Source organism: Scleromatobacter humisilvae (assembly GCF_023231945.1).
Lineage (GTDB): Bacteria > Pseudomonadota > Gammaproteobacteria > Burkholderiales > Burkholderiaceae_C > Scleromatobacter > Scleromatobacter humisilvae.
Genome location: NZ_JAJLJH010000008.1, coordinates 36,629 through 60,992 on the forward strand (window position 1 = coordinate 36,629; position 24,364 = coordinate 60,992).

General features: G+C 68.4%; 24 protein-coding genes. 6 read left to right on the forward strand and 18 right to left on the reverse strand.

Annotation, left to right across the window (positions count from 1 at the left end; translation table 11 throughout):
- Positions 1 to 17: 17 nt before the first annotated feature.
- On the forward strand, positions 18 to 440 hold the full coding sequence (locus LPC04_RS21500; RefSeq protein ID WP_275684343.1) for a hypothetical protein: 423 nt from the start codon (positions 18 to 20) through the stop codon (positions 438 to 440).
- A gap of 7 nt (positions 441 to 447) precedes the next feature.
- Here LPC04_RS21500 and LPC04_RS21505 read toward each other — a convergent pair whose 3' ends face one another.
- From LPC04_RS21505 to LPC04_RS21530, 6 genes are all read right to left on the reverse strand, one after another.
- Positions 448 to 2,649 carry a S53 family peptidase gene (locus LPC04_RS21505; protein ID WP_275684344.1) on the reverse strand — a complete coding sequence of 734 codons (2,202 nt, stop codon included), beginning with the start codon at positions 2,647 to 2,649 and terminating at the stop codon, positions 448 to 450.
- A 307-nt stretch (positions 2,650 to 2,956) separates the two neighbouring features.
- Positions 2,957 to 3,670, reverse strand: a complete 714-nt coding sequence (locus tag LPC04_RS21510; RefSeq protein WP_275684345.1) for an ABC transporter ATP-binding protein — start codon at positions 3,668 to 3,670, stop codon at positions 2,957 to 2,959.
- A 14-nt stretch (positions 3,671 to 3,684) separates the two neighbouring features.
- On the reverse strand, positions 3,685 to 4,461 hold the full coding sequence (locus LPC04_RS21515) for an ABC transporter ATP-binding protein (protein ID WP_275684346.1): 777 nt from the start codon (positions 4,459 to 4,461) through the stop codon (positions 3,685 to 3,687).
- Between the two features lie 19 nt (positions 4,462 to 4,480).
- Positions 4,481 to 5,566 (reverse strand): ABC transporter permease subunit, encoded by a 1,086-nt coding sequence (locus LPC04_RS21520; protein ID WP_275684537.1) that lies wholly within the window; start codon positions 5,564 to 5,566, stop codon positions 4,481 to 4,483.
- Positions 5,567 to 5,585: 19 nt separating this feature from the next.
- The gene (locus tag LPC04_RS21525) at positions 5,586 to 6,509 is read right to left on the reverse strand and encodes a branched-chain amino acid ABC transporter permease (RefSeq protein ID WP_275684347.1); all 924 of its coding nucleotides are present in this window, start codon (positions 6,507 to 6,509) and stop codon (positions 5,586 to 5,588) included.
- Between the two features lie 512 nt (positions 6,510 to 7,021).
- On the reverse strand, positions 7,022 to 8,323 hold the full coding sequence (locus tag LPC04_RS21530; RefSeq protein WP_275684348.1) for a replication-associated recombination protein A: 1,302 nt from the start codon (positions 8,321 to 8,323) through the stop codon (positions 7,022 to 7,024).
- A 209-nt stretch (positions 8,324 to 8,532) separates the two neighbouring features.
- Between LPC04_RS21530 and LPC04_RS21535 the strand changes: the two genes are divergently transcribed.
- Positions 8,533 to 9,066, forward strand: a complete 534-nt coding sequence (locus LPC04_RS21535) for a chemotaxis protein CheW (protein ID WP_275684349.1) — start codon at positions 8,533 to 8,535, stop codon at positions 9,064 to 9,066.
- Positions 9,067 to 9,189: 123 nt separating this feature from the next.
- Here LPC04_RS21535 and lolA read toward each other — a convergent pair whose 3' ends face one another.
- The 3 genes from lolA to LPC04_RS21550 are packed head-to-tail and all read right to left on the reverse strand — an operon-like array spanning position 9,190 to position 12,842.
- Positions 9,190 to 9,813 (reverse strand): outer membrane lipoprotein periplasmic chaperone LolA, encoded by a 624-nt coding sequence (gene lolA, locus LPC04_RS21540; RefSeq protein WP_275684350.1) that lies wholly within the window; start codon positions 9,811 to 9,813, stop codon positions 9,190 to 9,192.
- A 2-nt stretch (positions 9,814 to 9,815) separates the two neighbouring features.
- A complete protein-coding gene (locus LPC04_RS21545) occupies positions 9,816 to 12,149 on the reverse strand; it encodes a DNA translocase FtsK (RefSeq protein ID WP_420854752.1) in 2,334 nt (777 codons plus the stop codon).
- A gap of 30 nt (positions 12,150 to 12,179) precedes the next feature.
- The gene (locus LPC04_RS21550; RefSeq protein WP_275684351.1) at positions 12,180 to 12,842 is read right to left on the reverse strand and encodes a Crp/Fnr family transcriptional regulator; all 663 of its coding nucleotides are present in this window, start codon (positions 12,840 to 12,842) and stop codon (positions 12,180 to 12,182) included.
- A 147-nt stretch (positions 12,843 to 12,989) separates the two neighbouring features.
- Here LPC04_RS21550 and trxB point away from each other — a divergent pair, with 147 nt between their 5' ends.
- From trxB to LPC04_RS21570, 4 genes are all read left to right on the forward strand, one after another.
- On the forward strand, positions 12,990 to 13,955 hold the full coding sequence (gene trxB, locus LPC04_RS21555; RefSeq protein ID WP_275684352.1) for a thioredoxin-disulfide reductase: 966 nt from the start codon (positions 12,990 to 12,992) through the stop codon (positions 13,953 to 13,955).
- A 138-nt stretch (positions 13,956 to 14,093) separates the two neighbouring features.
- On the forward strand, positions 14,094 to 14,327 hold the full coding sequence (gene rpmB / locus LPC04_RS21560; RefSeq protein WP_275684539.1) for a 50S ribosomal protein L28: 234 nt from the start codon (positions 14,094 to 14,096) through the stop codon (positions 14,325 to 14,327).
- Between the two features lie 21 nt (positions 14,328 to 14,348).
- Positions 14,349 to 14,519 (forward strand): 50S ribosomal protein L33, encoded by a 171-nt coding sequence (rpmG, locus tag LPC04_RS21565; protein ID WP_275684353.1) that lies wholly within the window; start codon positions 14,349 to 14,351, stop codon positions 14,517 to 14,519.
- Positions 14,520 to 14,733: 214 nt separating this feature from the next.
- A complete protein-coding gene (locus LPC04_RS21570; RefSeq protein WP_275684354.1) occupies positions 14,734 to 15,501 on the forward strand; it encodes a DUF481 domain-containing protein in 768 nt (255 codons plus the stop codon).
- A gap of 57 nt (positions 15,502 to 15,558) precedes the next feature.
- Here the strand turns inward: LPC04_RS21570 and ettA are convergent, their stop codons facing one another.
- The 9 genes from ettA to fabG all read right to left on the reverse strand — a co-directional run bounded on the left by ettA (position 15,559) and on the right by fabG (position 24,306).
- Positions 15,559 to 17,223: an energy-dependent translational throttle protein EttA gene (ettA, locus tag LPC04_RS21575; protein ID WP_275684355.1), complete on the reverse strand. Its 1,665-nt coding sequence runs from the start codon at positions 17,221 to 17,223 to the stop codon at positions 15,559 to 15,561.
- A 150-nt stretch (positions 17,224 to 17,373) separates the two neighbouring features.
- Positions 17,374 to 18,870, reverse strand: coding sequence for a Do family serine endopeptidase (locus tag LPC04_RS21580; RefSeq protein ID WP_275684356.1), 1,497 nt, complete (start codon positions 18,868 to 18,870; stop codon positions 17,374 to 17,376).
- Between the two features lie 71 nt (positions 18,871 to 18,941).
- Positions 18,942 to 20,054: a MucB/RseB C-terminal domain-containing protein gene (locus LPC04_RS21585; protein ID WP_275684357.1), complete on the reverse strand. Its 1,113-nt coding sequence runs from the start codon at positions 20,052 to 20,054 to the stop codon at positions 18,942 to 18,944.
- Positions 20,054 to 20,731, reverse strand: coding sequence for a sigma-E factor negative regulatory protein (locus tag LPC04_RS21590; RefSeq protein ID WP_275684358.1), 678 nt, complete (start codon positions 20,729 to 20,731; stop codon positions 20,054 to 20,056). The genes LPC04_RS21585 and LPC04_RS21590 overlap by 1 nt, the downstream gene beginning before the upstream one ends.
- 90 nt (positions 20,732 to 20,821) lie before the next feature.
- On the reverse strand, positions 20,822 to 21,436 hold the full coding sequence (gene rpoE / locus LPC04_RS21595) for an RNA polymerase sigma factor RpoE (protein WP_275684359.1): 615 nt from the start codon (positions 21,434 to 21,436) through the stop codon (positions 20,822 to 20,824).
- Positions 21,433 to 21,942: a hypothetical protein gene (locus tag LPC04_RS21600; RefSeq protein ID WP_275684360.1), complete on the reverse strand. Its 510-nt coding sequence runs from the start codon at positions 21,940 to 21,942 to the stop codon at positions 21,433 to 21,435. Before LPC04_RS21600 ends, rpoE begins: the two co-directional genes overlap by 4 nt.
- A gap of 23 nt (positions 21,943 to 21,965) precedes the next feature.
- Positions 21,966 to 23,210, reverse strand: coding sequence for a beta-ketoacyl-ACP synthase II (gene fabF / locus LPC04_RS21605; protein ID WP_275684361.1), 1,245 nt, complete (start codon positions 23,208 to 23,210; stop codon positions 21,966 to 21,968).
- A gap of 6 nt (positions 23,211 to 23,216) precedes the next feature.
- Positions 23,217 to 23,456, reverse strand: a complete 240-nt coding sequence (gene acpP / locus LPC04_RS21610) for an acyl carrier protein (RefSeq protein ID WP_275684362.1) — start codon at positions 23,454 to 23,456, stop codon at positions 23,217 to 23,219.
- A 97-nt stretch (positions 23,457 to 23,553) separates the two neighbouring features.
- Positions 23,554 to 24,306, reverse strand: coding sequence for a 3-oxoacyl-ACP reductase FabG (gene fabG / locus LPC04_RS21615; RefSeq protein ID WP_275684363.1), 753 nt, complete (start codon positions 24,304 to 24,306; stop codon positions 23,554 to 23,556).
- Positions 24,307 to 24,364: the final 58 nt, after the last annotated feature.

A 24,364-nucleotide genomic window follows, 5' to 3' on the forward strand; every position in this document is an offset into this window, starting at 1 on the left:
GCTCGATACGGCTGCCGATGCTTGTCTCCGCCAAGGACGTCCTGCTCGCGCTGTTGATCGGCGCGGAGGTCTTCGCCATCGCGGCGCTGTGGCCGCTGTCGGAATGGGCGGCCGTCGCGCGCCGGCGCACGGGGCTGGTCGTCGCGCTGCTCGTGATCGCGGCCTGCGTCGGGTTGACGACGCTGGGCTTCCTGCCGGTGTCGGTCGACTTGATCGGCGGGCGCCAGGCCCTCGGCCGCGCGATCGGCTGGCTGCCGCTGCCCCTGTTCATCGGCCTGCCCAACGCCGTGTGCGTGGCGTCGGCGCAGTCGCTCGCGCGCGCGGGGGCGTCCGCGCGTCACGCGCGCGCGACGGCGCTCGTCGTGGCCGTGCTGGCGCTGGGGATCGAACCGTTCGCGACGCTGGCGGCCGGCTGCGGACTCGCCGGCACCTGCGTCTGAGCGCGGATCAGAACGCGGCGATCAGGCTGGCCACGTCGGGGCGGCCCAGTCCGGTCGCGTCGTTGTAGCCCCCCGCGGCGGCACAGAGCGAGCAGAAGCCACCGCTGAGGTCGTTCGATCCCGACGCGATGCCCACCAGCGCCGGCGTGGCGCCCTGCCCCAGTCGCGGCTGGTACAGCAGGCCGTTGAAGCCGCCCGGCGTCGTGCGCACCAGCGCGGCCAGCGACGAGCCCTTGCCGGCCAGGTTCTGCGCCATCAACGCGCTGATGCCGGCCCACAGCGGCGTCGCGGCGCTGGTGCCGCCGGCCATCACCCACTGCTGTTCGCGGTAGGTCGCGAAGGCGCTGTGCTGGAAGTCGGCCACGGCGGCGACGTCGGGCACGGTGCGCACGTTGCCGTTGGCCGCGATGGCGATGGACCCGATCGCGGCCGATTGCCAGCCAGGCATCAGCTCGCTCGGGTTCGGGCCGCCGCCCGAGTATTGCCACGCCGACTCGTTGCCGACGCCCGCCGCGCCCGCGACGGCGGTGATGGTGGTGCCGCCGACTGCGGTGACGTAGGGCGACGCCGCCGGATAGCGCGCGGCGTTCGAGAAGCCGTCGTCGCCGGTGGACGCGAACACCGCGATGCCGTTGGCCTGCAGGGCCGCGAAGCGCGCGTCCTGTTCCGCCGCGTGCGAGGCCCACGTGTTGCCGCTGAAGCTCATGCTGATGGCCGTCACGCCGGGCAGCGCCGCCGCATAGTCGACGGCCGCCATCAAGTCCGCCTCGGAACGGCTGGCGGCCGTGACGAGCACGATGGTCGCCCCGGGCGCGATGGCGTGGGCCATCTGCGTGTCGAGCGCGATCTCGCCGCTCCAGCCGTCATCGGGCGCGGCCACGCCGTTGGACAGGTCCACGTGCCGGAAGCACGGGTTGGCGGCGTTGCACTGGGGCAGGCCGTAGGTCTGGCTGAACACGTTCAGGTCGGCCTGGGCGACGTCGTAGAGCGCCGGGGCATCGACGATGGCGATCGTCTGGCCGGTGCCGTCCAGCCCTGCCGGAATGTCGTAGTGCGCGCGCAGGTCGGCCGGCGTGAGCGCGCCGTCGATGCCGTGCCCCCCGATGCCGAACAGGTCGACCGTGGCGCCGACCTCCGCGGCGGACCCCGCGAGCGAGCCGGGGGCCGCGCCGGTGATGACGCCCGCCTGCACGCTGCTGACGGCGGCCTGGTTCAGCGAGACCGCGTAGTCCACCACCGAGCCGTCGGCCTGACGATAGTGGAACGGGGCGCCGTCCTTCTCCAGCAGGCCGGCGTACACGTTGCCATTGAGTTCGTAGTAGACGCGGTAGGCCGGCGTGATGGATTGCTCCAGCGGCAGAGGCGCGTTCGCGACCCACATGCGGACGCCCGCGACCTGCGCGATCCGGCCGTCGGCCAGGAGGTCGTGCTCGTAGGGCTTGAGCGTCTGGAGCGGCAGGGTCGCCGGGAAGACCTGCTCCAGCGTCGCGCCCGTCGCGCACGGCGTGGGCTGGTTGCCGGTGGTCGTCGTGGGTGTCGTGTCGTTCGGGCAGTCCTGGGCGATCACCACGTCGCCGACGCGCACGCCGTGCTGGCGGACATAGGCCGAGCCGGCCTGCCAGGTCGCGTTGGCGGCGAAGTTGTTGAAGGCGATCCAGTCCTCGATCGGCACGCTGGCCAGCAGTTCCTCGGGCGAGCCGCCCACGGCGCCGGACAGCGGCACGACCGCGAACTGGCTGAACTGCGCGGAGGTCAGCACCGTGGCGCCGTCGCTCGCGAGGTAGTCGACACGCACGCCGTCGCCGACGTAGCTCACGCGCCGGATGGCGTCGAGCGGAGCGACCACCACGGCGCCCGCGGACAGGTAGCGCGTGGGCGCGAAAGTTCGCGTGTCCAGCGCCGTGTCGAGCGTCGTCGCATGCCCGGTCTGGATCTGCGCGCCGCCGCGGGCCGGCGACTGCGGCAGCAGGCCGTTGGACACCGCGGAAAGGTAGTGGGTGCCGGGCACCAGGTTGCCGCCGCCGGGCGGCAGCTTCCACAGCAGCGAGAACTGCCCGCCCTGCAGGTTCACGCTCTCGAAGGTCTGCTGGTCGGCACTCAGTGTCGGCTGGACGGGCGGATTGGAACTGCCTCCTCCGCCGCCGCCGCCGCTGCACGCACTCAAACCCGCCGCCAGCACGCCGGCGACGGCCATCTTCTGGATCTGCATCACTCCCTCTCCCCGATTCTTTTTTGGCTCGAGCCGCGCGCATCATAGCCAACGCGCGCCCGCAGGCCGGCCCGGGCCTCAGTCCGACGGGCTGCCCACGCGCGCCCAGGTGTTGAGCACGCAACGGCCGATGTCGCCGCGGAAGCGGATGATCCTGTCGCGCCCGCGCAGCCGGATCGGCAAGCTCCGTCCAGCCGCTCTTGACGGCCAGCATCTCGTGGTCGCCAGCCACGCGAACGGAAACGCGAACGGGATCAGCGCCTCGAGGTGTCGCGGCAAGCGCGCTCCATGGCGGTGGTCGCGAGCCTCACTCGCCGAGGTAGGCCGCGCGCACCTTCGGGTCGTTGAGCAGCATGTCGGCCGCGCCGTCCATCGTGACCTCGCCCGACTCCATCACATAGCCGCGGTCGGCGATGGACAGCGCCCGGCTGGCGTTCTGCTCCACCAGCAGCACCGTCGTGCCCTGCTTGTGGATGGACTCGATCACCTCGAAGATCTTGTCGACCATGATCGGCGACAGGCCCATCGACGGTTCGTCCAGCAGCAGCACCTTCGGACGCGCCATCAGCGCGCGGCCCATCGCGAGCATCTGCTGCTCGCCGCCGGACATCGTGCCGGCGAGCTGCGTGGCGCGTTCCTTCAGGCGCGGGAACGTCGTGAAGACCTTGTCGATGTCGGCCTGCACCTCGTCGTCCTTGCGCACGTGCGCGCCCATCAGCAGGTTCTCGGTGATGGTCATGCGCGTGAACGTGCCGCGGCCCTCGGGCACCATCACCAGGCCCTGCTTGACGAGGTTCCACGCGCCCTGGCCGGCGATGGACTTGCCGAGGAACTTGATGTCGCCGGCGGCGATCGGCTGGATGCCGGTGACGGCCTTCAGCGTGGTCGTCTTGCCGGCGCCGTTGGCCCCGATCAGGCTGACCAGCTCGCCTTCGGTGACCTTGAAGTTGACGCCCTTGACGGCCTGGATGCCGCCGTAGGCGACGCGCAAATTCTCGACTTCCAACAGGATGTTTGCCATTTGCTTGGGCTCCCTCAATGCGGCTTGTGGCCGGCGCCGAGGTAAGCCTCGATCACCTTCTCGTTGCCCTGCACTTCGGCAGGCGTGCCTTCGGCGATCTGCTTGCCGTAGTCCAGCACCGTCACGCGGTCGCACAGGCCCATCACCAGCTTGACGTCGTGCTCGATCAGCAGGATGGTGCGGCCGTCCTTGCGGATGCGGTCGATCAGCTCGCGCAGCACGACCTTTTCGGTGGCGTTCATGCCGGCGGCGGGTTCGTCGAGCGCGATCAGCTTCGGATCGGTGGCCAGCGCGCGTGCAATCTCGAGCCGGCGCTGGTCGCCGTAGGACAGCGTGCGCGCCTTGTAGTCGGTGAAGCGGCCGATGCCGACGTAGTCGAGCAGCTCCTGCGAGCGCGCGCGGATCGCGGCCTCCTCGGCCTTGAACTTCGGCGTGCGGAACACCGCGCCGATCAGGCCGGAGTGGGTGCGCACGTGGCGTCCGACCATCACGTTCTCGATGGCCGTCATCTCGGCGAACAGGCGGATGTTCTGGAACGTTCGCGCGATGCCGGTCTTGGCGACCTCGTGCACCGCGGTGGGCTGGTACGGCGCGCCGCCCAGCATGAAGCTGCCGGCGTCGGGCGTGTACAGGCCGGTGATGACGTTGAAGAAGGTGGTCTTGCCGGCGCCGTTGGGGCCGATCAGGCCGTAGACCTGGCCGGCGTTGATCGTGATGCCGACGTCCGACAGCGCCTGGAGGCCGCCGAAGCGCTTGGACACGCCATTGACCTGGAGAACCGCGTTGCTCATGTGTGATGCCCTCTTGTTCTTACTTGACGGGAACGGGCACGGGCGCCGCCTTGCCGTGCTCGGGCGACGGCCACAGGCCGCGCGGACGCGAGAGCATCACGCCGATCATCGCCAGCGCGATCAGCAGCTGGCGCAGGATCGACGCGTCGAGGCGGCCACCCGTGGCCTCCTGCAGCGGGCCGGCCACGTAGCGCAGCACCTCCGGCAGCGCCGACAGCAGCAGCGCGCCGAGCAGCACGCCCGGGATGTGGCCGATGCCGCCCACCACGACCATCGCGACGATCATCACCGACTCCGCCAGCGAGAACGACTCCGGCGACACGAAGCCCTGGAACGCGCCGAACATCACGCCCGAGACGCCGCCGAACGTGGCGCCCATGCCGAACGCGAGCAGCTTGAGGTTGCGCGTGTTGATGCCCATCGCCTTGGCAGCGATCTCGTCCTCGCGGATCGCCATCCACGCGCGGCCGATGCGCGAGCGCTCGAGGCGGTAGCAGATCAGCACCGCGAAGATCACCAGCGCGATGAACAGGTAGTAGTACATCGTCACCGAGTGGAACTCGATGCCGAACAGCGTGTGGTCCTTGCCCAGGTCGGCCCCGAAGATGTGGATCGAGTCGATCGTGTCGATGCCCTTCGGGCCGTTGGTGATGTTGACCGGCGCGTCGAGGTTGTTCAGGAACACGCGGATGATCTCGCCGAAGCCCAGCGTGACGATGGCCAGGTAGTCGCCGCGCAGCCGCAGCGTGGGTGCGCCCAGCAGCACGCCGAACGTGCCCGCGACCAGCGCCCCGAGCGGGATGACGAGCCAGACCGAGGCGTGCAGCCCGTGCTGGAACGTGTTCTTGAACCAGTCGAAGGTGTCGGTCAGGTGCGGCGAGGCGAGCAGGCCGAACATGTAGGCGCCGACCGCGTAGAACGCGACGTAGCCGAGGTCCAGCAGGCCGGCGTAGCCGACGACGATGTTCAGGCCGAGGGCCAGCATCATGTACAGCAGCGCGGAGTCGAGGATGCGGACCCAGCCGTTGCCGAAGTACTGCGCGAACAGCGGCAGGATCAGCAGCGCGATCGCACCGGCCACGAAGAGGGCGAACTTGTTCTTCATCATGTGGGTTCTCCGGGGGTCAGGCGCGATCGGCCACGCGTTCGCCGAGCAGGCCCTTCGGGCGCAGCGTGAGCACGAGGATCAGCACGATGAAGGCGAAGATGTCCTGGTAGTTGGAGCCCAGCACGCCGCCGGTGACGTCGCCGATGTAGCCCGAGCCGAGCGACTCGATGATGCCCAGCAGGATGCCGCCCACCATCGCGCCGGCCAGGTTGCCGATGCCGCCGAAGACGGCCGCCGTGAAGGCCTTCAGGCCGGGCAGGAAGCCCATCGTGTGCTGCACCGAGCCGTAGTTGGACGCCCACATCACGCCGGCCAGCGCGGCCAGCGCGGCGCCGATCACGAAGGTGGCGGAGATGACGTTGTCCGGCCGCACGCCCATCAGCGCGGCGACGCGCGGGTTCTCCGCGGTGGCGCGCATCGCGCGGCCCAGCCGGGTCTTGTTGACCAGCCACATCAGGCCGCCCAGCGTGATCGCGGTGACCACGATGATGGCAATCTGCGTGAAGTTGGTGACGGCCCCGCCGACGAAGATCGGATCGCGCGGCAGCAGCGTCGGGTACATCTTGTAGTTCGGCTTCCAGATGATCATGGCCAGCGTCTGCAGCAGCAGGCTCATGCCCATCGCGGTGATCAGCGGCGCCAGGCGAGGCGCGTTGCGCAGCGGCCGGTAGGCGATCTTCTCGATGGTGAAGTTCAGCACCGAGCAGACGACCACTGCGCACAGCAGCGCGATCAGCAGCAGCAGCCATCCGGGCATGCCCATCGGCCCCAGCCAGACGGTCACCGACCAGCTGGTGAGTGCGCCCACCATCAACACCTCGCCGTGGGCGAAGTTGATCAGGTTGACGATGCCGTAAACCATCGTGTAGCCGAGTGCCACGAGCGCATACATGCTCCCGAGCACCAGCCCGTTGATCATCTGCTGCAGAAAGATATCCATCAGGGGGTCTCCTGGTCTTGAACGCCGCGCCCCACCGCGATGGGGCGCAACTCCTGGGCCCCAGCATCGGGAAGCTGGAAGCCGGCCGCCACGGGCAATACCCGCATGCGGCACGTGCAGGCGTTGCAAGAACCCGGCCACCCGCGCGCCGTGTGGCACGCCGATGACAGAAGTCTCAGACCCCTGCGCGTTGGCGGATTCTAGGAGCGCCCTGCCGTGAGAGCGGACGGACTTACCCGCGAGAAACCGAACGAGCCACTATTCGCCGGGTCGATGCGCGAGCTTTGTTCGTTGCGGGGGACGATTCGCGCCATCCGGCCGAGATTTGCTCGCCGCCCCTTCGTGGCCGCGGCCGGGGGCCGGGGTGACACTGTCTTCAAGTTGAAGCGATGCGAGTCGCGAAAGTATCGACGGCGTGCAACAGCGTATCGATGCACGCGCATCGTCCCGTACGCCTGGTCGCCACGGCGCGCCTTGCGACGGTGCGCCGGCACCGGCAAGGTGCCCCCGCCTCACTCCTTGGCGTCGTCGTCCAGCGCGCGCAGCGCGGCCAGCTTCTCGCCGATCCTGATCTCCATGCCGCGCGGCGCCGGGTGGTACCAGCGCTGGGGCTCGACGTCGTCGGGAAACCAGCTCTCCCCGGCGGCGTAGGCGTTCGGCTCGTCGTGCGCGTAGCGATATTCCTTGCCGTAGCCCATCTGCTTCATCAGCTTGCTGGGCGCGTTGCGCAAATGGATCGGCACGGCGCGCGTGCCGTCCGTGCGGACGAACTCCTTGGCCTGCTTCCATGCCAGGTAGGACGCGTTCGACTTCGGCGCCGCCGCCAGGTACGTGGTGGCTTGCGCCAGCGCCAGCTCGCATTCGGGCAGGCCCAGGCGGTCGACGGCCTCGGCCGCATTCATGGCCAGTTGCAACGCGCGCGGGTCGGCGTTGCCGATGTCCTCGCTGGCGATGGCGATCATGCGGCGGGTGACCTGGCGCGGGTCGACGCCGCCGTCCATCATGCGGGCGAGCCAGTAGAGCGCCGCGTCGGGCTGCGAGCCGCGCACGGACTTGTGGAACGCCGAGATCTGCTCGTAGTACGAATCGCCGCTCTTGTCGGCGCGCCGCAGCGACGGGCTGGTCGCGGAGGCCGCGAAGGCCGCATCGACGGTGGCCAGGCCCGCGCCGGCCGCGGCGTTGCTCACCTGCTCCAGCAGGTTCAGGAAGCGCCGCCCGTCGCCGTCGGCGTAGCCGCCCAGCAGCGCGAGCGCGTCCGTGTCGACCGTGACCGCCGGCAGGTGCTGGCGCGCGCGTTCGTAGAGCTCGTTGAAGTCGTCCTGCGACAGCGGCTGCAGGTTGTAGACCTGCGCCCGCGACAGCAGCGCGTTGGTCACCTGCATGCCCGGGTGCTCGGTCGTCCCGCCGATCAGCGTCAGCAGGCCGGACTCGACGTGCGGCAGCAGCGCGTCCTGCTGCGTCTTGTTGAACGAGTGGATCTCGTCGACGAAGACGACCGTGGAGCGACCTTCGCGGTCGAGCGCCTCCTGGGCGTCGTCGATGGCGGCGCGGATGTCCTTGATGCCGGCCAGCACCGCCGAGATCGCGATGAAGTGGCTGTTGGTCACCTTGGCCGCCAGCCGGCCCAGCGTCGTCTTGCCCACCCCCGGCGGCCCCCACAGGATGAACGAATGCAGCTTGCGGGACTCGAACGCGAGCCGCAGCGGCTTGCCCGGCCCGAGCAGGTGGCGCTGGCCGACGACGTCGTCCAGCGTCTGCGGGCGCATCTGCTCGGCCAGCGGCGGCACGGGTTTGGTGGAGAAGAGGTCGGCCATGGTTTGTCGTCGATCCTACAGCGGCCGCGGGCCCCGGCTCGGCCGCACGCGGCGCTGCGGAGCGTGTGCTATTCCTGAATTGGCGGGGTCGCGGCGGTCTTTTCGGGCATTCGGCGGGCCGCGGCGGCTTCACACTGCATGGCATCGACGCGACCCGGCTGCCTGCCTGGGTCTAGAGACAAGTCCCGTAGCCAGGAGCCATTCCGCCCATGAGCGCCATCAACGCCACCGAAAACCGCAACGTCGCGCAAGCGGCCTCCTCGGCCGTGCACGGCGCGCCGCGCGAATACCTGTCCTTCAAGCTCGGCGCCGAGGAATACGGCATCGACATCCTGAAGGTGCAGGAGATCCGCGGCTACGAGAACCCGACCCGCATCGCCAACGCTGCCCACTTCATCAAGGGCGTCGTCAACCTGCGCGGCGTGATCGTGCCGATCGTCGACATGCGCCTGCGCTTCGGCCTGTCGGACGTCCAGTACAACAGCTTCACCGTCGTCATCATCCTGAACATCGCCAGCCGCACGGTCGGCATGGTGGTGGACTCGGTGTCGGACGTGCTCGAGCTCGGCGGCGACGCCATCAAGCCGGCCCCGGAATTCAACGGCGCCATCGAGGCGGCCTACATTACCGGCCTGGGCACGATCAAGAGCGGCGATGCCGAGCGCATGCTGATCCTGATGGACATCGAACAGATGATGACCGCCCCCGACATGGGCCTCATGGACGAACCGATGATGCACTGACGTGCTGATCCGGGGCGAAGGAACGGCGCGTCCTCACCGCGCCTGGACTCCGGACAATTTCCTCGAAGGGTTCGAAGGCCGCTGCGGGCAACCGCCGCGGCCGTTTTCTTGGGCGGCGCGAGCCTATTGCTCCGCGACGTCCGCCCCCTTCGGCGGCACGAAGACGAACGTGTCCGCCGGCAGCTTCGCATTCGCCTCGAACGCGCTGAACACGATCATCGACTTCTGGCCGAAGCTGTCGTCGATCTCGAGTTGCGCCAGCGCGTGGTTGCGGAAGCCCACCTTCAGGGCGCGCACCGTGCCCTCGGCCTGCTTCGGCGTGGCGAGCACCCAGTCGAGGCCGTCCTTCGACGGCTGGTCGGCCAGCGTGAAGACCCTATCGATGTCGTTGGACACGATCAGCGCGGCCGGCGTGTTGGCCAGCGCGTCGCCGGTCTTGCGCGACGAGGCCTGGTTCAGGTCGGGGTCGTAGATCCACACCTTGGTGCCGTCGCCGACGACCGTCTGCGCATACGGCTTCTCGTAGACGAAGCGGAAGCGGTTGGGACGCTCGAACGCGAAGCTGCCGTTGGACACCTTCTGCTTGCCGTTGGGCGACAGCACGGTCTGCGTGAACGTCGATTTGCCGGACTTCACGTTCCTGACGAAGTCGCGCAGCTCGTCGGTGGCGGTGGCATGTGCGGCAATGCAGGCCAGCGAGAGCGCCGCCACGGTCACGGCACGCAGGGACTTCGGAAATGCGGTCATCGTCATTCGTCTCGTTTGGGAACCAGGATCTCGCGGTTGCCGCTGCCCGACATGCTGGACACCAGCCCCGACTGCTCCATCTGCTCGAGCAGCCGCGCCGCGCGGTTGTAGCCGATGCGCAGGTGGCGCTGCACCAGCGAGATCGACGCCCGCTTGTTCTGCAGCACCACCGCCACCGCCTGGTCATACAACGGATCAGCCTCCGCATCGGCTGACCCGCCGCCCTCGCCGGCCGCGAGATCCTCGTCCATCACGCCGCCCTCGAGGATGCCCTCGATGTAGTTCGCGGGCGCCTGCGACTTCAGGTACTCGACCACGCGATGCACCTCGTCGTCGCTGACGAAGGCGCCGTGCACGCGCTGCGGCACGCCGCCGCCGGGCGTCAGGTAGAGCATGTCGCCCTGGCCCAGCAGCGCCTCGGCGCCCATCTGGTCGAGGATGGTGCGGCTGTCGATCTTGCTGGACACCTGGAACGACAGGCGCGTCGGGATGTTGGCCTTGATCAGGCCGGTGATCACGTCGACGCTGGGCCGCTGCGTGGCGAGCACCAGGTGGATGCCCGCGGCGCGCGCCTTCTGCGCCAGGCGGGCGATCAGCTCTTCCACCTTCTTGCCGACCACCATCATCAGGTCGGCCAGCTCGTCGATCACGACGACGATGAAGGGCAGCCGTTCCTGCGGCTCGGGCGACTCGGGCGTCAGGCTGAACGGGTTCGGAAGAAGCTCGCCGCGCTCCTTCGCATCGTCGATCTTCTTGTTGTAGCCGGCCAGGTTGCGCACGCCCATCTTGGACATGAGCTTGTAGCGCCGCTCCATCTCGTTGACGCACCAGCTGAGCGCGTTGCCGGCCTGCTTCATGTCGGTGACGACGGGGCACAGCAGGTGCGGGATGTCCTCGTAGACGCTCATCTCGAGCATCTTCGGGTCGATCAGGATCAGGCGGACGTCCTTGCCCTCGGCCTTGTACAGCAGCGACAGGATCATCGCGTTGATGCCCACTGACTTGCCCGAGCCGGTGGTGCCGGCCACGAGGCAGTGCGGCATCTTCGCGAGGTCGGCCACGACCGGGTTGCCGACGATGTCCTTGCCCAGCGCGATGGTCAGCATCGAGCCGGCCTCGTTGTAGACGTTGGAGCCGAGGATCTCCGACAGCTTGATCATCTGGCGCCGCGCGTTGGGCAGCTCCAGCGCCATCGTCGTCTTGCCGGGGATCGTCTCCACCACGCGGATGCTGACGAGACTCAGCGAACGCGCCAGATCCTTGGCGAGGTTGACGATCTGCGAGCCCTTGACGCCGGTGGCCGGCTCGATCTCGTAGCGTGTGATGACCGGGCCCGGCGCGGCGGCGACCACGCGCACCTCGACGCCGAAGTCGCCCAGCTTCTTCTCGATCATGCGGCTGGTCATCTCCAGCGACTCGGGCGTGACCGTCTGCTCGATGCGCGTGGGCGCGGCGTCGAGCAGGTCGACCTGCGGCAGCTTGTTGTCGTGCAGCTCGACGAACAGCGGCTTCTGGCGCTCGCGCGCGACGCGCTTGGACTCGACCACCTGCACGATCTCGGGCTCGATCACGATGGGCGCGTGCAGCACGTCCTCGATGCGGATCTCGTCGGCCTGCTGCTCGCGTTCGCGCAGCGCCATCTCGCCGATGCGTTCGTCCTCGGCGCGCTCGCGCGCGACCGCGCGGTGCACGCGCCGGCCGTCGATCCAGCCGCCGATGCCGTCGGCCAGGCGCACCCACGAGAAGCGCAGCGCCCCGGACATGCCCAGCGTGAGCAGCGCGATCCACAGCACCCCCGAGCCGACGAAGCCCAGCCAGTGCATCGACAGCGGGCCCAGGAAATAGCCGAGGATGCCGCCCGAGTGGCCGCCGGGCATGCTGGCCTCGCGCGTGTAGAGCCGCGTCCATTCGAGCGCCGTGCTGGCGCACAGCAGGGCGACGAGGCCGGCCCAGAAGCGCAGGCGCGGCCAGCGCGGCTCGGGGACGTCGTCGTCGACGCCCGCGAGCGCGCGCGACCCGCGCGCGAGGTTGCGCAAGGCCTGCAGCAGGCCGACCAGCGGCAGCCACGACACCGATGCGCCGAGCGCCAGCAGCAGGATGTCCGACAGCATCGCGCCCGGACGGCCGAGCAGGTTCAGCACCGGGCCGCCGTCGCCGGAGGTCGTGAAACCCGGGTCGCTCAGGTGATGCGTGGCGAGCGACAGCGCGATCGCGGCCCAGACGACGACGCCGACCAGGGCCGCGATGCGTTGCTTCCACACCGAGCGCGGCACGGGCGGTGCGGCTTCGGTGGTCGTGCGCGAGAACGCCGAGAACTTCGGAAGTGCGAGACTCAAATCAGATCACTTTCCCGGCGCCAAGGCCGGTCAACTCTTTCGGTTCTGGATCTTCAGCGATCCGTCTTCCTGGGTCTCGATGATGCCGCGTTCTTCCAGATCCTTCATCACGCGGCTGACCATCTCGCGCGACGCGCCGACGATCTTGGCCATGTCCTGGCGCGAGACCTTGGACTTGATGACCTTCTCGCCTTCGACGTCCTCGGCCATGTCCAGCAGCGTGCGGGCGACGCGGCCGTAGACATCGAGCAGCGCGAGCGATTCGATCTGGCGGTCGGCGCTGCGCAGGCGCGTGACCAGGCCGCGCATGATCGCGTACGACAGGCTCGAATTCTCGGGCAGGCAGCGCGCGAACTCGGCGCGGCCCAGGATCAGCACGTCGCACTGCAGCTCGCAGCGCACCGTGGCGGAGTGGGGTTCGTTGTCGATCAGGCTCATCTCGCCGACGTAGTCGCCGGCATTGAGCACCGCCAGGATCACTTCGCGACCGCGGGGATCGGAGGTGGTGACGCGCGCCCGGCCACTGAGCAGGATGAAGAGCGCATTGCTCTTCTTGCCCTGCTCGACGACCAGCTCGCCGCGCCGGAAGCGGCGCTTGACGACGCCATCCGCCACCACACGTGCCTGATCGGTCGTCAGCATCGAGAACAGCGGAACGCGTCGGATCAGGTCCAGATTCGAGAGCATCGACATTCAAAAACCTTTCGCAAATCCCTTGGGACGATGAGCCCTGCACCGCATGCCGGCGGCGGGTACCTGCCGGCATCCCTACAATCACGGATGCAGTTTGTCGTGTGACATTGTGCCGTCCATTTCGCAATTTCCGAGCCCGCACCCGTAATGAGTAACTCTGAGAACACCTCCAACCACGCACAGGTGCTGATTCTGGGCTCCGGCCCGGCCGGGTATACCGCCGCTCTGTATGCGGCCCGCGCCAACCTCAAGCCGATGCTGATCACCGGCCTGGCCCAGGGCGGGCAGCTGATGACCACCACCGAGGTGGACAACTGGCCGGCGGACGTCGCCGGCGTGCAGGGCCCCGACCTGATGGCGCGTTTCCTCGCGCACGCCGAACGTTTCGATACAAGGATCGTGTTCGACCACATCAACAAGGTCGACTTCAGCAAGCGCCCGTTCACGCTGGTCGGCGATTCCGGCACCTACACCTGCGACGCGCTGATCCTGGCCACCGGCGCCTCGGCCAAATACCTGGGGCTGCCCTCCGAGGAGGCGTTCATGGGCCGCGGCGTCAGCGGCTGCGCCACCTGCGACGGCTTCTTCTATCGCGGCGAGGAAGTCTGCGTGGTCGGCGGCGGCAACACGGCCGTCGAGGAGGCGCTGTACCTGTCCAACATCGCCAAGAAGGTTCACCTGATCCACCGCCGCAACAAGTTCCGCGCCGAGGCGGTGATGATCGACAAGCTGATGCACAAGGCCCAGGAAGGCAAGATCCAGCTGCATCTGGACCAGACCCTCGACGAGGTGCTGGGCGACCAGACCGGCGTCACGGGCGTGCGCACGCGGTCGGTCGAGGGCGATGCCACCGCGGAGATCGCGGTCAAGGGCTGCTTCATCGCCATCGGCCACCACCCGAACACGACGATCTTCGAGGGCCAGCTGGACATGAAGGACGGCTACATCCGCACGAAGACCGGCCTGGACGGCTTCGCGACGATGACCAGCGTCGACGGCATCTTCGCCGCCGGCGACGTGCAGGATCACGTCTACCGCCAGGCGATCACCTCGGCCGGCACGGGCTGCATGGCGGCGCTGGATGCGCAGCGCTACCTGGAATCGCTGAGCTGAAACGCGAAATCTTGGCGCTCCCGGGATTTTCAGCGTAGAATCCCGGGTTCCCTTGGAGTCATGCCGCCCTATTGGCGTAAGTGCATGCTCTCCAGCCGAAGTGCGTTGTTGCGCTTCGTTCCAATTGAGGAGAGCTTCATGGCTCGTGTCTGTCAAGTGACGGGTAAGCACCCGATGACGGGAAACAATGTTTCCCACGCCAACAACCGTACGAAGCGCCGCTTCCTGCCGAACCTGCAGAGCCGCCGCATCTGGGTCGAGAGCGAGAACCGCTTCATCCGCCTGCGTATTTCGACGGCCGCGCTGCGTCTGATCGACAAGAACGGCATCGACGCCGTCCTCGCCGACCTGCGCGCCAAGGGCGCTCTTTAATCATCACTGGAGAGATACACCATGGCAGCCAAGGGTGGACGCGAAAAGATCAAGCTGGAGTCGACCGCGGGTACGGGTCACTTCTACACCACGAACAAGAACAAGAAGACGACGCCTGAAAAGCTCGAATTCATGAAGTTCGATCCGAAGGCGCGCAAGCACGTCCTGTACAAGGAAATCAAGCTGCGCTGATCGGATGGAAGCCGCGGCGCCGCCGCGTTTTCCTGGTCGAAGAAAGCCGCCTCCGGGCGGCTTTTGCATTTCCGGGCAGAAATCCCCGTCCCGCGGCGTGCGCTGGCCATCCTGCCGACGCCGGCCTGAAACATCCGCCTGCACCTGACACCGCACGACACCGCGCTGGGCGCGCCAACTGCCGCGCCGCGCGTTTCCCCTTCGGAGTCGCCTCGTGAAGTCACGCTTTCCCGCCCGCCGCGCCGCCCTGTGCGCGGCCGCCATTTCGCCGCTGCTGGCGCACGCCCAGGTCACCCAGAAGCCCGACGGCCAGTGGCGCTCGCTGTTCACCGCCGGTGCCAGCGTCGCCAACGGCAACTCCGACGCCAAGAGCGCCTCGGTGGGCGCCGACGTCATCAAGCTGACGACATCCGACAAGTGGGAATTCAACGCCGCCGGGCAGTACGCGCGCAGCGCCGGTGCGACCACGGCCGACCGGCAGACGTTCACCGGCCTGTACAACCAGGACATCACCCCGACGTGGTACGGCTTCGGCCAACTCGATCTCGTGCGCGACATCCCGAGCGACATCTCGTCGCGCGTCACGCCCAGCACCGGCGTGGGCTATCACGTCGTGAAGAGGCCCGACCAGACCTTCGACGTCTCCGCCGGCCTGGCCTACACCTGGGATCGCTACCGTGCGCCGCAGGTCGTCCACGACGAGCTGCGCAGCCGCTACGATCACGCCGAGCTGCTGCTGGCCGAGGAGTCGAACAACAAGCTCAGCGACACCACGTCGTTCAAGCAGAAGCTCACGATCTACCCGAGCGTCAGCCAGGGCGACGGGGTTCGCACGGTGTTCGACGCGGGCCTGTCGGTGGCGATGACCAAGCAGCTGGCCCTGACCGCGACGCTGTCCCACCGCTACGACAGCCAGCCCGGCGACGGCCTGAAGAAGAACGACACGCTGTTCGTCACCGGCGTCTCGCTGCGCTTCGATTGAGCATGAAAAAGGCCGCCTCGGCGGGCGGCCTTCTCGTCGCCAGGCTCGGCGAACGCCTTACTTGAGCGCCTTGTAGCGCACGCGCTTCGGACGCGCGCCTTCCTCGCCCAGGCGCTTCTTCTTGTCGGCTTCGTACTCCTGGTAGTTGCCGTCGAAGAACACCCACTGCGAATCGCCTTCGCAGGCGAGGATGTGGGTGGCGATGCGGTCGAGGAACCAGCGGTCGTGGCTGATGACCATGATCGAGCCGGCGAACTCCAGCAGCGCGTCTTCCAGCGCACGCAGCGTCTCGACGTCGAGGTCGTTGGACGGCTCGTCGAGCATCAGGACGTTGCCGCCCTGGATCAGCGTCTTGGCCAGGTGCAGGCGGCCGCGTTCGCCGCCGGACAGGTTGCCCACGAGCTTCTGCTGGTCGTTGCCCTTGAAGTTGAAGCGGCCGATGTACGCGCGGCTGGGCATCACGAACTTGCCCACCGTCAGGTTGTCCAGGCCGCCGGAGACGTCCTGCCACACGGTCTTCGCATCCTCGAGGTCGTCGCGGGTCTGGTCGACGAAGGCCATCTTCACGGTCTTGCCGATGGCCACCGTGCCCGAGTCCGGCTGCTCCTTGCCGGAGATCATGCGGAACAGCGTCGACTTGCCGGCGCCGTTCGGGCCGATGATGCCGACGATGGCGCCCGCGGGCACCTTGAAGCTGAGGTTGTCGATCAGCTGGCGATCGCCGAAGCCCTTGCTGACGTTGGTGAACTCGATGACCTCATGGCCCAGGCGGTCGGCCACGGGGATGAAGATCTCGTTGGTCTCGTTGCGCTTCTGGTAGTCGAAGTCCGACAGTTCCTCGAAGCGCGCCATCCGGGCCTTGCTCTTGGCCTGGCGACCCTTCGGGTTCGAGCGCACCCACTCGAGTTCCTTCTTCATCGCCTTGGTGCGCGCGTCCTCGGTCTTCTGCTCCTGCTCGAGGCGCTGCTCCTTCTGCAGCAGCCACTCGGAGTAGTTGCCCTTGTAAGGCAGGCCGCGCCCGCGGTCCAGTTCGAGGATCCACTCGGCGGCGTTGTCGAGGAAGTAGCGATCGTGGGTGATGGCCACGACGGTGCCGCTGAAGCGCTGCAGGAACTGCTCCAGCCAGTCGACCGACTCGGCGTCCAGGTGGTTGGTGGGTTCGTCGAGCAGCAGCATGTCGGGCTTGGACAGCAGCAGGCGGCACAGCGCGACGCGGCGCTTCTCGCCGCCGGACAGGTTGCCGACGACCGCCTCCCACGCCGGCAGGCGCAGCGCGTCCGCGGCGATCTCGAGCTGGTGCTCGACGTTGTCGGAGCCGGCCGACGAGATGATGGCCTCGAGCTCGGCCTGTTCTGCGGCGAGCTTGTCGAAGTCGGCGTCTTCCAGGCCGTATTCGACGTAGACCTCGTCCAGGCGCTTCTTGGCGGCCAGCACGCCGCCCATGCCCTCCTCGACGGACTCGCGCACCGTCTGCTCGGGGTTGAGCTGCGGCTCCTGCGGCAGGTAGCCGATGTTGAGGCCGGGCATCGGCGTGGCCTCGCCTTCGAATTCCTTGTCGACGCCGGCCATGATCTTGAGCAGCGTGGACTTGCCCGAGCCGTTCAGGCCGAGCACGCCGATCTTGGCGCCGGGGAAGAAGCTCAGGGACACGCCCTTGAGGATCTCTCGCTTCGGCGGAACGATCTTGCCGAGGCGATTCATCGTGAAAACGTACTGTGCCATCTGGGTGACCTGCGAAAGAGATGCGAAAGAGGTGCGAAGCCACGCGTGCCGGCGGACCTCGGAAATGGACGCGGCCCGGACATTCGCGTGGCGCGAACGAGCCGGGCCGGGGGCGGAGCTGATCCGTGTCAGTCCACCGAACCAGGGATTTTACTTGCTCGGGCGGATCACGAGGTAATTTGCGGAATCGCCGCGGCGCACCAGCACCGCGATGGCCTTGGTCTTGTCCAGCTTGGCCACCGTCGCGGCGAACTGCTTGGCGGACGTCACCTGCACGTTGCCGATCTGCAGGATGACGTCGCCCTCCTGCAGGCCCGCGCGTGCGCCCGCTCCTTCGGCGCTGTCCACCCGCACGCCGCCCTTGATATGCAGGCGCGCGCGATCGGCGTCGGCGAGGTCGGTGACCTTCAGGCCCAGCGTGGCCTTGGTGTTGCTGGTCACGTCCGGCACCGCGTCGGCCAGCGTCGGCGGCGTCTCGGGCCCGAAGTCGATCACGTCGGCCGTCATCTCCCGCGACTTGCCGTCGTGGAACACCTGCAGCTTGACCTTGTCGCCGGGCTTGACCATGCCCACCAGGCGCGGCAGGTCGGAGAAGCGCTCCACCGTCTTGCCCTGCACCTGGGTGATGATGTCGCCCGCCTCGATGCCGGCCTTCTCGGCCGGCAGGCCGGCCTGCACGCCCTCGACCAGCGCGCCGATCGGCTTGCCCAGGCCCAGCGTCTCCGCGACCTGCTTGGACACCGGCCCGATCTGCACGCCGATGCGCCCGCGCGTGACGTGCCCGCTCGCGCGCAGCTGGTCGGACACGCGGATCGCCTCGTCGATCGGGATGGCCAGCGAGATGCCGGCGCTGGTGCCCGACGGGCTGAGGATCTGCGAGTTGATGCCCACGACCTCGCCGCGCATGTTGATCAGCGGGCCGCCCGAGTTGCCCGGGTTGATCGCGACGTCGGTCTGCAGCAGCTGCAGGTAGTCGCCGGTCTCGCGCTGCTTGGCGCTGACGATGCCGGCGGTGACCGTGCTCTCGAGGCCGAACGGCGAGCCGATGGCGATCACCCATTCGCCGACCTTGAGCCGGTCGACGCTGCCGATCCTGACGAAGGGCAGGCCCGCGGCCTCGATCTTGAGCAGCGCGACGTCGGTGCGCTGGTCGCTGCCGATGATCTTGGCCTTGAACTCGCGCTTGTCGGTCAGCGTGACGGTGACCTCGTCGGCACCCTCGACCACGTGCGCGTTGGTCATCACGTAGCCGTCGGGCGACAGCATGAAGCCCGAGCCGATGTAGCCCTGCTCCGGCTGGTCCTCGTCGTCCGGCAGCTCGTTGCCGCCGGGAGGCGCATTGCGGCCGCCGCGGCCGCCGTGGCGGCGGATGTATTCCTCGATCAGCTGCTGCATCTGCGCCTGCAGCGAGGTGTCCGGGCCGGCCGCCTTCGGCTTGATGTTGGTGCGGATGTTGACGACCGCCGGGCCCACCGTCTCGACCAGGCCGGTGAAGTCGGGCAGGCCGCGGATGGCGGTGTCGGGCGCCTGCACGGGCACGGGCGCCGGCGTGGCTTCGGCCCGGGACGTCAGCGGGAGCGCGGCTCCGAGCACGGTGGCAAGCGCCAGCGCGGCGGAGATGGCTTGGGGGACGTGGGGCTTGGACATCGAGCGATGGCTCCGGAACAGGGGTTCGGTATTGTGGACGCGCGCCTGGTGCATGGCGCGTCCACGGATTCTCACTGTTTGCGTTCCAGGGCGCGGACGAACTGGTCGAGCGCGGCGGGCGGGACGTCGCCGACGGCGGTCAGCCACATGTCGTTGACGCGTCGCGTGAGCGTGTGCGTCGCGCCGATCACCGTCAAGCCCTCGCTGCGATGGCGCTGCGGCTGGAACGGCTCGATGAACAGCGACACGTGCGTGATGCCGTCCGACCAGATGGCCTGCAGCACCTTGGCCTGCACGCCCGTCTCGCCGGGCATGTCGAGCGCGCGGCGCACGCAGTCGAGCGCCTGGAAACCGGGCGGCAGCATCGCCGACTGCATGACCCAGCCCTCGTCCGCGAGCTTCGTGTGCAGGATCGCCGGCTTGACGACGTGGTAGCCGTCGGCGCGATGCAGTTCGGCATAGACCGCGGCCGCATCGGGCTTGACGCCGATGTTGACGTCGGAAAAGCCCGAGGACTCCAGCGTGCGGCCGGCCACCTGCACGTCCACGCGCAGCAGCAGGCCCGTGGCGTGGTCGGCCCAGATCACGTGGTCGAAACGGCTGTCGTCGCGCGCCTTCAGCAGCAGTCGGTCGGCGTCGTGGCCGGCGATGCGCTCCATGGGCTGGACGTGCAGCTCGTAGAAATCGGGGATGTGCTTCTCGCTGCCGCTCACCAGCGACGGGAACGACGCGCGCGGGTCGACCGGCTCGATCACCGCGACCCGATAGCGCGGCCACAGCGTGCGCACCTCGTCGTTGACGCGCAGCATCGAGCGCGGCTCGCCATCGAGCGCGTCGATGCGCTCCAGCGTGTTCTTGCCTTCGCAATAGTGGCCGACGCGCGTGCTGACGACGCTGGTGCCGGTGCTGTTGACCATCGTGCCGACGTAGCTGCTGCGCGCGGCGGCATCGTGGATGCGAACGAGCCAGCCGCGCAGGTCGCCGGCGCTCTCGCCGCTGGCCGCGGACTGCGGCGGCGCCGGAGGCTTCTGCGACTGCGCGCGCGCCGTCCCCGCGCTGAGGGCGGCGGCGCATACCAGCGCGCCGGAGAACCGCGACACGCGCGCCAGCGTCGCGCGCGCGGGCGCGACGCGCACGCGCGGGAGCGCGGGCAGGCGCAGGCCCGTGGACAGCACCCGCTCCATCACCGCGCGGGCTGCACCAGGGACGCGTTGCGGATGTCGCTGCCGGGCATCTGGAACGGCCCGCTCATCCCCGACTGGCGATGCGCCGCGAGGTAGGGCGCGAGCTGGTCGGCCGCAGCCTTGCTCTGTGCCGCCGCCACCGCGACCGCGTCCTTGCCCGGCGAGCTCGCGGCCACGCCGGTGTTGTCGATCGACGTCGCCGAGGCCAGGATCGGCCCGGAGGCCCCGACAGCGGCCACGTTCGCGCCGCCCCCGTGGCCGAAGGGACGCACGATGTTGAGGCCGCCGATCACCACCAGGAAGCCCGCGGCCATCGCCACCGGCCCTTGCCAGCGACCGCGCGAACGCGTGGCCGCGGTGACGGCATTCACGGCAGCGGGCATCGCCGCCGGCTCGGCCTCGACGCGCGGCTGCGGCGCCAGCACAACCGGTTCGTCGGCCAGGCGGGCCCGCAAGGCGACGAGGAAGGCCTCGTCGGCGGCCGGCTCGGCGGCCAGGTCGTCGCTGCGCAGCACGTCGCCGATCAGCTGGTAGGCGTGCCACGACGCGCGTGCATCGGCATCGTCGCGCCAGGCCTGGAAGGCGCGGGTGGCTTCGCTGTCGGTGGCGTCGCCATCGGCCAGGGCCGACAGGATGCGGCGGTTGGACTCGGAACGATCGCTATCAGGCTGTGACATTCAAACCTCGCAACGGGTCATCGGTTCGCCGGGTGGCAGTCTGGAGTGGAAAACAATTCATGGCGTCGTTCTGTTCTGCGTAGTGCGCACTCACCATCGATTACCGTCGCGCGTGTCCAGCAACGGCCGCAACCGCTCGGCAATGGCCTCGCGGGCGCGGAAGATGCGTGAACGCACGGTACCGATCGGGCAGTTCATCACGTCCGAGATCTCTTCGTAGCTGAGGCCCTCGATCTCGCGCAGCGTGATGGCCTGGCGCAGATCTTCCGACAACGCGGCAATGGCCGCGTTCACCGTCGCGGCGATTTCCTTGCTGGCGAGCAGCGCCTCGGGCGTCTCGCCGTCGGTTGGTTCCATTCCGCCGCGGTAAGTTTCATCCTCGTCGTCGTTGCCCTGGATCGACGTGTAGGTCATCACGGGATCGCGCTTCATGTCGACCAACGCCTTCTTGGCGGTGTTGACGGCGATCCGGTAGAGCCAGGTGTAGAACGCGCTCTCGGCGCGGAACTGCGGCAACGCGCGGTAGGCGCGGATGAAGGTCTCCTGGGCGATGTCGGCCACCAGGTCGACGTCGCGCACCATGCGGCCGATCAGCCGTTCGATGCGGCGCTGGTACTTGACGACCAGCATCTCGAAGGCGCGCACGTCGCCCTGCTTGACGCGCTCGACCAGCGCGGCGTCCGGATCCGGGTTGAGCATCGTCATGGACGTGCATCCCCGCGGCCGGCGCGCCAGTTCCACAGCGCGCCGCGCAGCGCCGCCCAGCGGGCGAGATCCAGCCCGGCCGTCAGCGGCAGCCAGGTGGCGGAGCCCATGCCCGCGTACGGCAGGAAGCGGACGAGCATCCAGGGGCCGAGGTCCAGCATCAGGGCGGCGTCACCACGCTGGTCGGGACGGCCCGCGTCGCCGGCGAGCACCCAGTCGTGGCCATCCCAACGGAGCGTGCGCCCACCTGCCGTCGAGCGGCGACGGGCCAGCCAGAAGGCCGCGACCGCCATCGCCGCGCCCCAGATCGCGATCAGCGCCTGGCCGCGCGGATCGGCCAGCGCCTCGAGCAGCACGTCGGGCTGCGGGCTGCCCCAATGCGCCGCGAAATACGGCAGCCCCCAGGCAAGCGGAACCGCGACCGACGCGCCGACCAGCAACGACAGGGCCGCGCGCCAGGCACGGCCGAACGCGCTCGTGAACTCGACGGGGGGCGGCGCGCGCATGGCTCGCCGGGATGGGACGGCGTTCAGACCTTGCGGAACACCAGGGTTCCGTTGGTACCGCCGAAGCCGAAGTTGTTCTTGACCGCGACGTCGATCTTCATCTTGCGTGCCGTGTTCGGGACGTAGTCGAGATCGCACTCGGGATCGGGATTGACCAGGTTGATGGTCGGCGGCGCGAGCTGGTCGCGCAGCGAGAGCACCGTGAACACCGACTCGATGCCGCCCGCGCCGCCCAGCAGGTGGCCGGTCATCGACTTGGTGGAGCTGATGGCCAGCTTCTTCGCGTGGTCGCCGAACGCCTTCTTGATGGCGTTGGTCTCGTTCAGGTCGCCCAGCGGCGTGGACGTGCCGTGCGCGTTGAGGTAGTCGACCTGGTCGGCGTTGATGCCGGCGTTGGTCAGCGCCGCGCGCATGGAGCGGTTGGGGCCGTCGACGTTGGGCGCGGTCATGTGGTACGCGTCGCCGCTCATGCCGAAGCCCGCGAGCTCGGCGTAGATCGTGGCGCCGCGTGCCTTGGCATGTTCGTATTCCTCGAGCACGAGCGCGCCCGCGCCCTCGCCGAGGACGAAGCCGTCGCGCTCCTTGTCCCACGGCCGCGAGGCGGCGGCGGGATCGTCGTTGCGCGTGGACAGCGCGCGCGCCGACGCGAAGCCGCCGATGCCCAGCGGCGACACGGTGGATTCCGCGCCGCCGGCGATCATCACGTCGGCATCGCCATATTCGATCATCCGACCGGCCATGCCGATCGAATGCAGGCCCGTCGTGCAGGCCGTCACCAGCCCGAGATTGGGGCCGCGGTAGCCGCAGTAGATCGACACGTGGCCCGAGATCATGTTGATGATCGAGGCCGGCACGAAGAACGGCGAGATGCGGCGCGGGCCGCGGTTCGCGTATTCGGTCTGCGTGTGTTCGATTTCCGGCAGGCCGCCGATGCCGGCGCCCATCAGGACGCCGATGCGGTCGCCTTCCTGTTCGGAAAGCTGGTCGCCGGTCTTCAGACCCGCGTCCTTGATCGCCTGCAACGCCGCCGCCACGCCGAAATGGATGAACGTATCCATGTGGCGGGCGTCCTTGCCGGGGATGTAGTCCTCGACATTGAAGCCCTTCACTTCACCCGCGAAATGGCAGGCAAAGGCGCTGGCATCGAACTTGGTGACCGTGGCGATCCCGGACTTGCCGGCCACGATGTTGGCCCATCCCTCTGCAACCGTGTTGCCCACGGGGCAGACCAGACCCAGTCCGGTGACGACGACGCGACGACGACTCATAGCTGCTTATGCCTTGGCGTGCGCCTTGGCGTAGTCGATGGCGAGTTGCACCGTGGTGATCTTCTCGGCTTCTTCGTCGGGGATCTCGATGCTGAATTCGTCTTCCAGCGCCATCACCAGTTCGACGGTGTCGAGCGAGTCCGCGCCCAGGTCGGCCACGAAGGCCTTGTCGTTGGCCACGTCGGCCTCGGGAACGCCGAGTTGTTCGGCAATGATTTTCTTGACTCGTGCTTCGATGTCGCTCATGACACTCCTCCGGGAGGTTTGCGTAAAAACGGGCGGATTCTACTTGCCCAGATAACCAGACGGCCGAACCGGCCTTGCGGCCGATACGGCAATCCGCTCAATTCATGTACATGCCGCCGTTGACGTGCAGCTCCGTACCGGTGATGTAGCCGGCCTCGCGCGAGGCCAGGAACGCCACCGCCTGCGCGATCTCCTCGGGCTTGCCGAGGCGGTTCAGCGGGATCTGTTGCAGCAGCGCGGCCTTCTGGGCCTCGGGCAGCGTGTCGGTCATGTCGGTCTCGATGAAACCCGGCGCGACGCAGTTGACGGTGATGTTGCGGCTGCCCAGCTCGCGCGCCAGCGCGCGCGTCATGCCCGCGACGCCGGCCTTGGCCGCGGCGTAGTTGGCCTGGCCGGGATTGCCGCTGGCGCCCACGACCGACGTGATGTTGATGATGCGGCCGAACTTCTGCTTCATCATCGGGCGCATGACTTCGCGCGCCATGCGGAAGACGGACTTCAGGTTGGTGTCGAGCACCGCGTCCCAGTCGGCGTCCTTCAGGCGCATGGCCAGGTTGTCGCGCGTGATGCCTGCATTGTTGACGAGCACGTGCACGCCGCCGTATTCCTTGACGATGCCGTCGACGAGCGCCGTGACGCCCGCGCCGTCGTTGACGTCCAGCTTCACGCCCTTGCAGCCGGAATGCCCGGCCAGCGCCTCGGTGATCGCCTGCGCGCCAGCGTCGCTGGTGGCGGTGCCGATGACGCGGAAGCCGCGCGTCGCGAGCTCCTGCGCGATGGCGCGGCCGATGCCGCGCGAGGCGCCGGTGACCAGCGCCGTCTGCACGTTGCCGTCGTTGAGATCGCTCATTTCGAAACCTCCGTGCTGCGCACTTCGGTCAATTCGCCCTTTGGGCGGCCGTGCGTGC

What these genes read in the sequence shown, in the direction of transcription:
- ettA (WP_275684355.1), bottom strand. Translation starts at nt 17,223, where the DNA reads ATGGCACAGTACGTTTTCACGATGAATCGCCTCGGCAAGATCGTTCCG.
- fabG (WP_275684363.1), bottom strand. Translation starts at nt 24,306, where the DNA reads ATGAGCGATCTCAACGACGGCAACGTGCAGACGGCGCTGGTCACCGGC.
- fabF (WP_275684361.1), bottom strand. Translation starts at nt 23,210, where the DNA reads ATGAGTCGTCGTCGCGTCGTCGTCACCGGACTGGGTCTGGTCTGCCCC.
- trxB (WP_275684352.1), top strand. Translation starts at nt 12,990, where the DNA reads ATGAGTAACTCTGAGAACACCTCCAACCACGCACAGGTGCTGATTCTG.
- LPC04_RS21520 (WP_275684537.1), bottom strand. Translation starts at nt 5,566, where the DNA reads ATGAAGAACAAGTTCGCCCTCTTCGTGGCCGGTGCGATCGCGCTGCTG.
- LPC04_RS21580 (WP_275684356.1), bottom strand. Translation starts at nt 18,870, where the DNA reads ATGTCCAAGCCCCACGTCCCCCAAGCCATCTCCGCCGCGCTGGCGCTT.
- lolA (WP_275684350.1), bottom strand. Translation starts at nt 9,813, where the DNA reads ATGACCGCATTTCCGAAGTCCCTGCGTGCCGTGACCGTGGCGGCGCTC.
- rpmB (WP_275684539.1), top strand. Translation starts at nt 14,094, where the DNA reads ATGGCTCGTGTCTGTCAAGTGACGGGTAAGCACCCGATGACGGGAAAC.
- LPC04_RS21600 (WP_275684360.1), bottom strand. Translation starts at nt 21,942, where the DNA reads ATGCGCGCGCCGCCCCCCGTCGAGTTCACGAGCGCGTTCGGCCGTGCC.
- acpP (WP_275684362.1), bottom strand. Translation starts at nt 23,456, where the DNA reads ATGAGCGACATCGAAGCACGAGTCAAGAAAATCATTGCCGAACAACTC.
- rpoE (WP_275684359.1), bottom strand. Translation starts at nt 21,436, where the DNA reads ATGACGATGCTCAACCCGGATCCGGACGCCGCGCTGGTCGAGCGCGTC.
- LPC04_RS21500 (WP_275684343.1), top strand. Translation starts at nt 18, where the DNA reads ATGCTTGTCTCCGCCAAGGACGTCCTGCTCGCGCTGTTGATCGGCGCG.
- LPC04_RS21530 (WP_275684348.1), bottom strand. Translation starts at nt 8,323, where the DNA reads ATGGCCGACCTCTTCTCCACCAAACCCGTGCCGCCGCTGGCCGAGCAG.
- LPC04_RS21510 (WP_275684345.1), bottom strand. Translation starts at nt 3,670, where the DNA reads ATGGCAAACATCCTGTTGGAAGTCGAGAATTTGCGCGTCGCCTACGGC.
- LPC04_RS21535 (WP_275684349.1), top strand. Translation starts at nt 8,533, where the DNA reads ATGAGCGCCATCAACGCCACCGAAAACCGCAACGTCGCGCAAGCGGCC.
- LPC04_RS21505 (WP_275684344.1), bottom strand. Translation starts at nt 2,649, where the DNA reads ATGCAGATCCAGAAGATGGCCGTCGCCGGCGTGCTGGCGGCGGGTTTG.
- LPC04_RS21590 (WP_275684358.1), bottom strand. Translation starts at nt 20,731, where the DNA reads ATGTCACAGCCTGATAGCGATCGTTCCGAGTCCAACCGCCGCATCCTG.
- LPC04_RS21515 (WP_275684346.1), bottom strand. Translation starts at nt 4,461, where the DNA reads ATGAGCAACGCGGTTCTCCAGGTCAATGGCGTGTCCAAGCGCTTCGGC.
- LPC04_RS21585 (WP_275684357.1), bottom strand. Translation starts at nt 20,054, where the DNA reads ATGGAGCGGGTGCTGTCCACGGGCCTGCGCCTGCCCGCGCTCCCGCGC.
- LPC04_RS21550 (WP_275684351.1), bottom strand. Translation starts at nt 12,842, where the DNA reads ATGTCGATGCTCTCGAATCTGGACCTGATCCGACGCGTTCCGCTGTTC.
- LPC04_RS21525 (WP_275684347.1), bottom strand. Translation starts at nt 6,509, where the DNA reads ATGGATATCTTTCTGCAGCAGATGATCAACGGGCTGGTGCTCGGGAGC.
- rpmG (WP_275684353.1), top strand. Translation starts at nt 14,349, where the DNA reads ATGGCAGCCAAGGGTGGACGCGAAAAGATCAAGCTGGAGTCGACCGCG.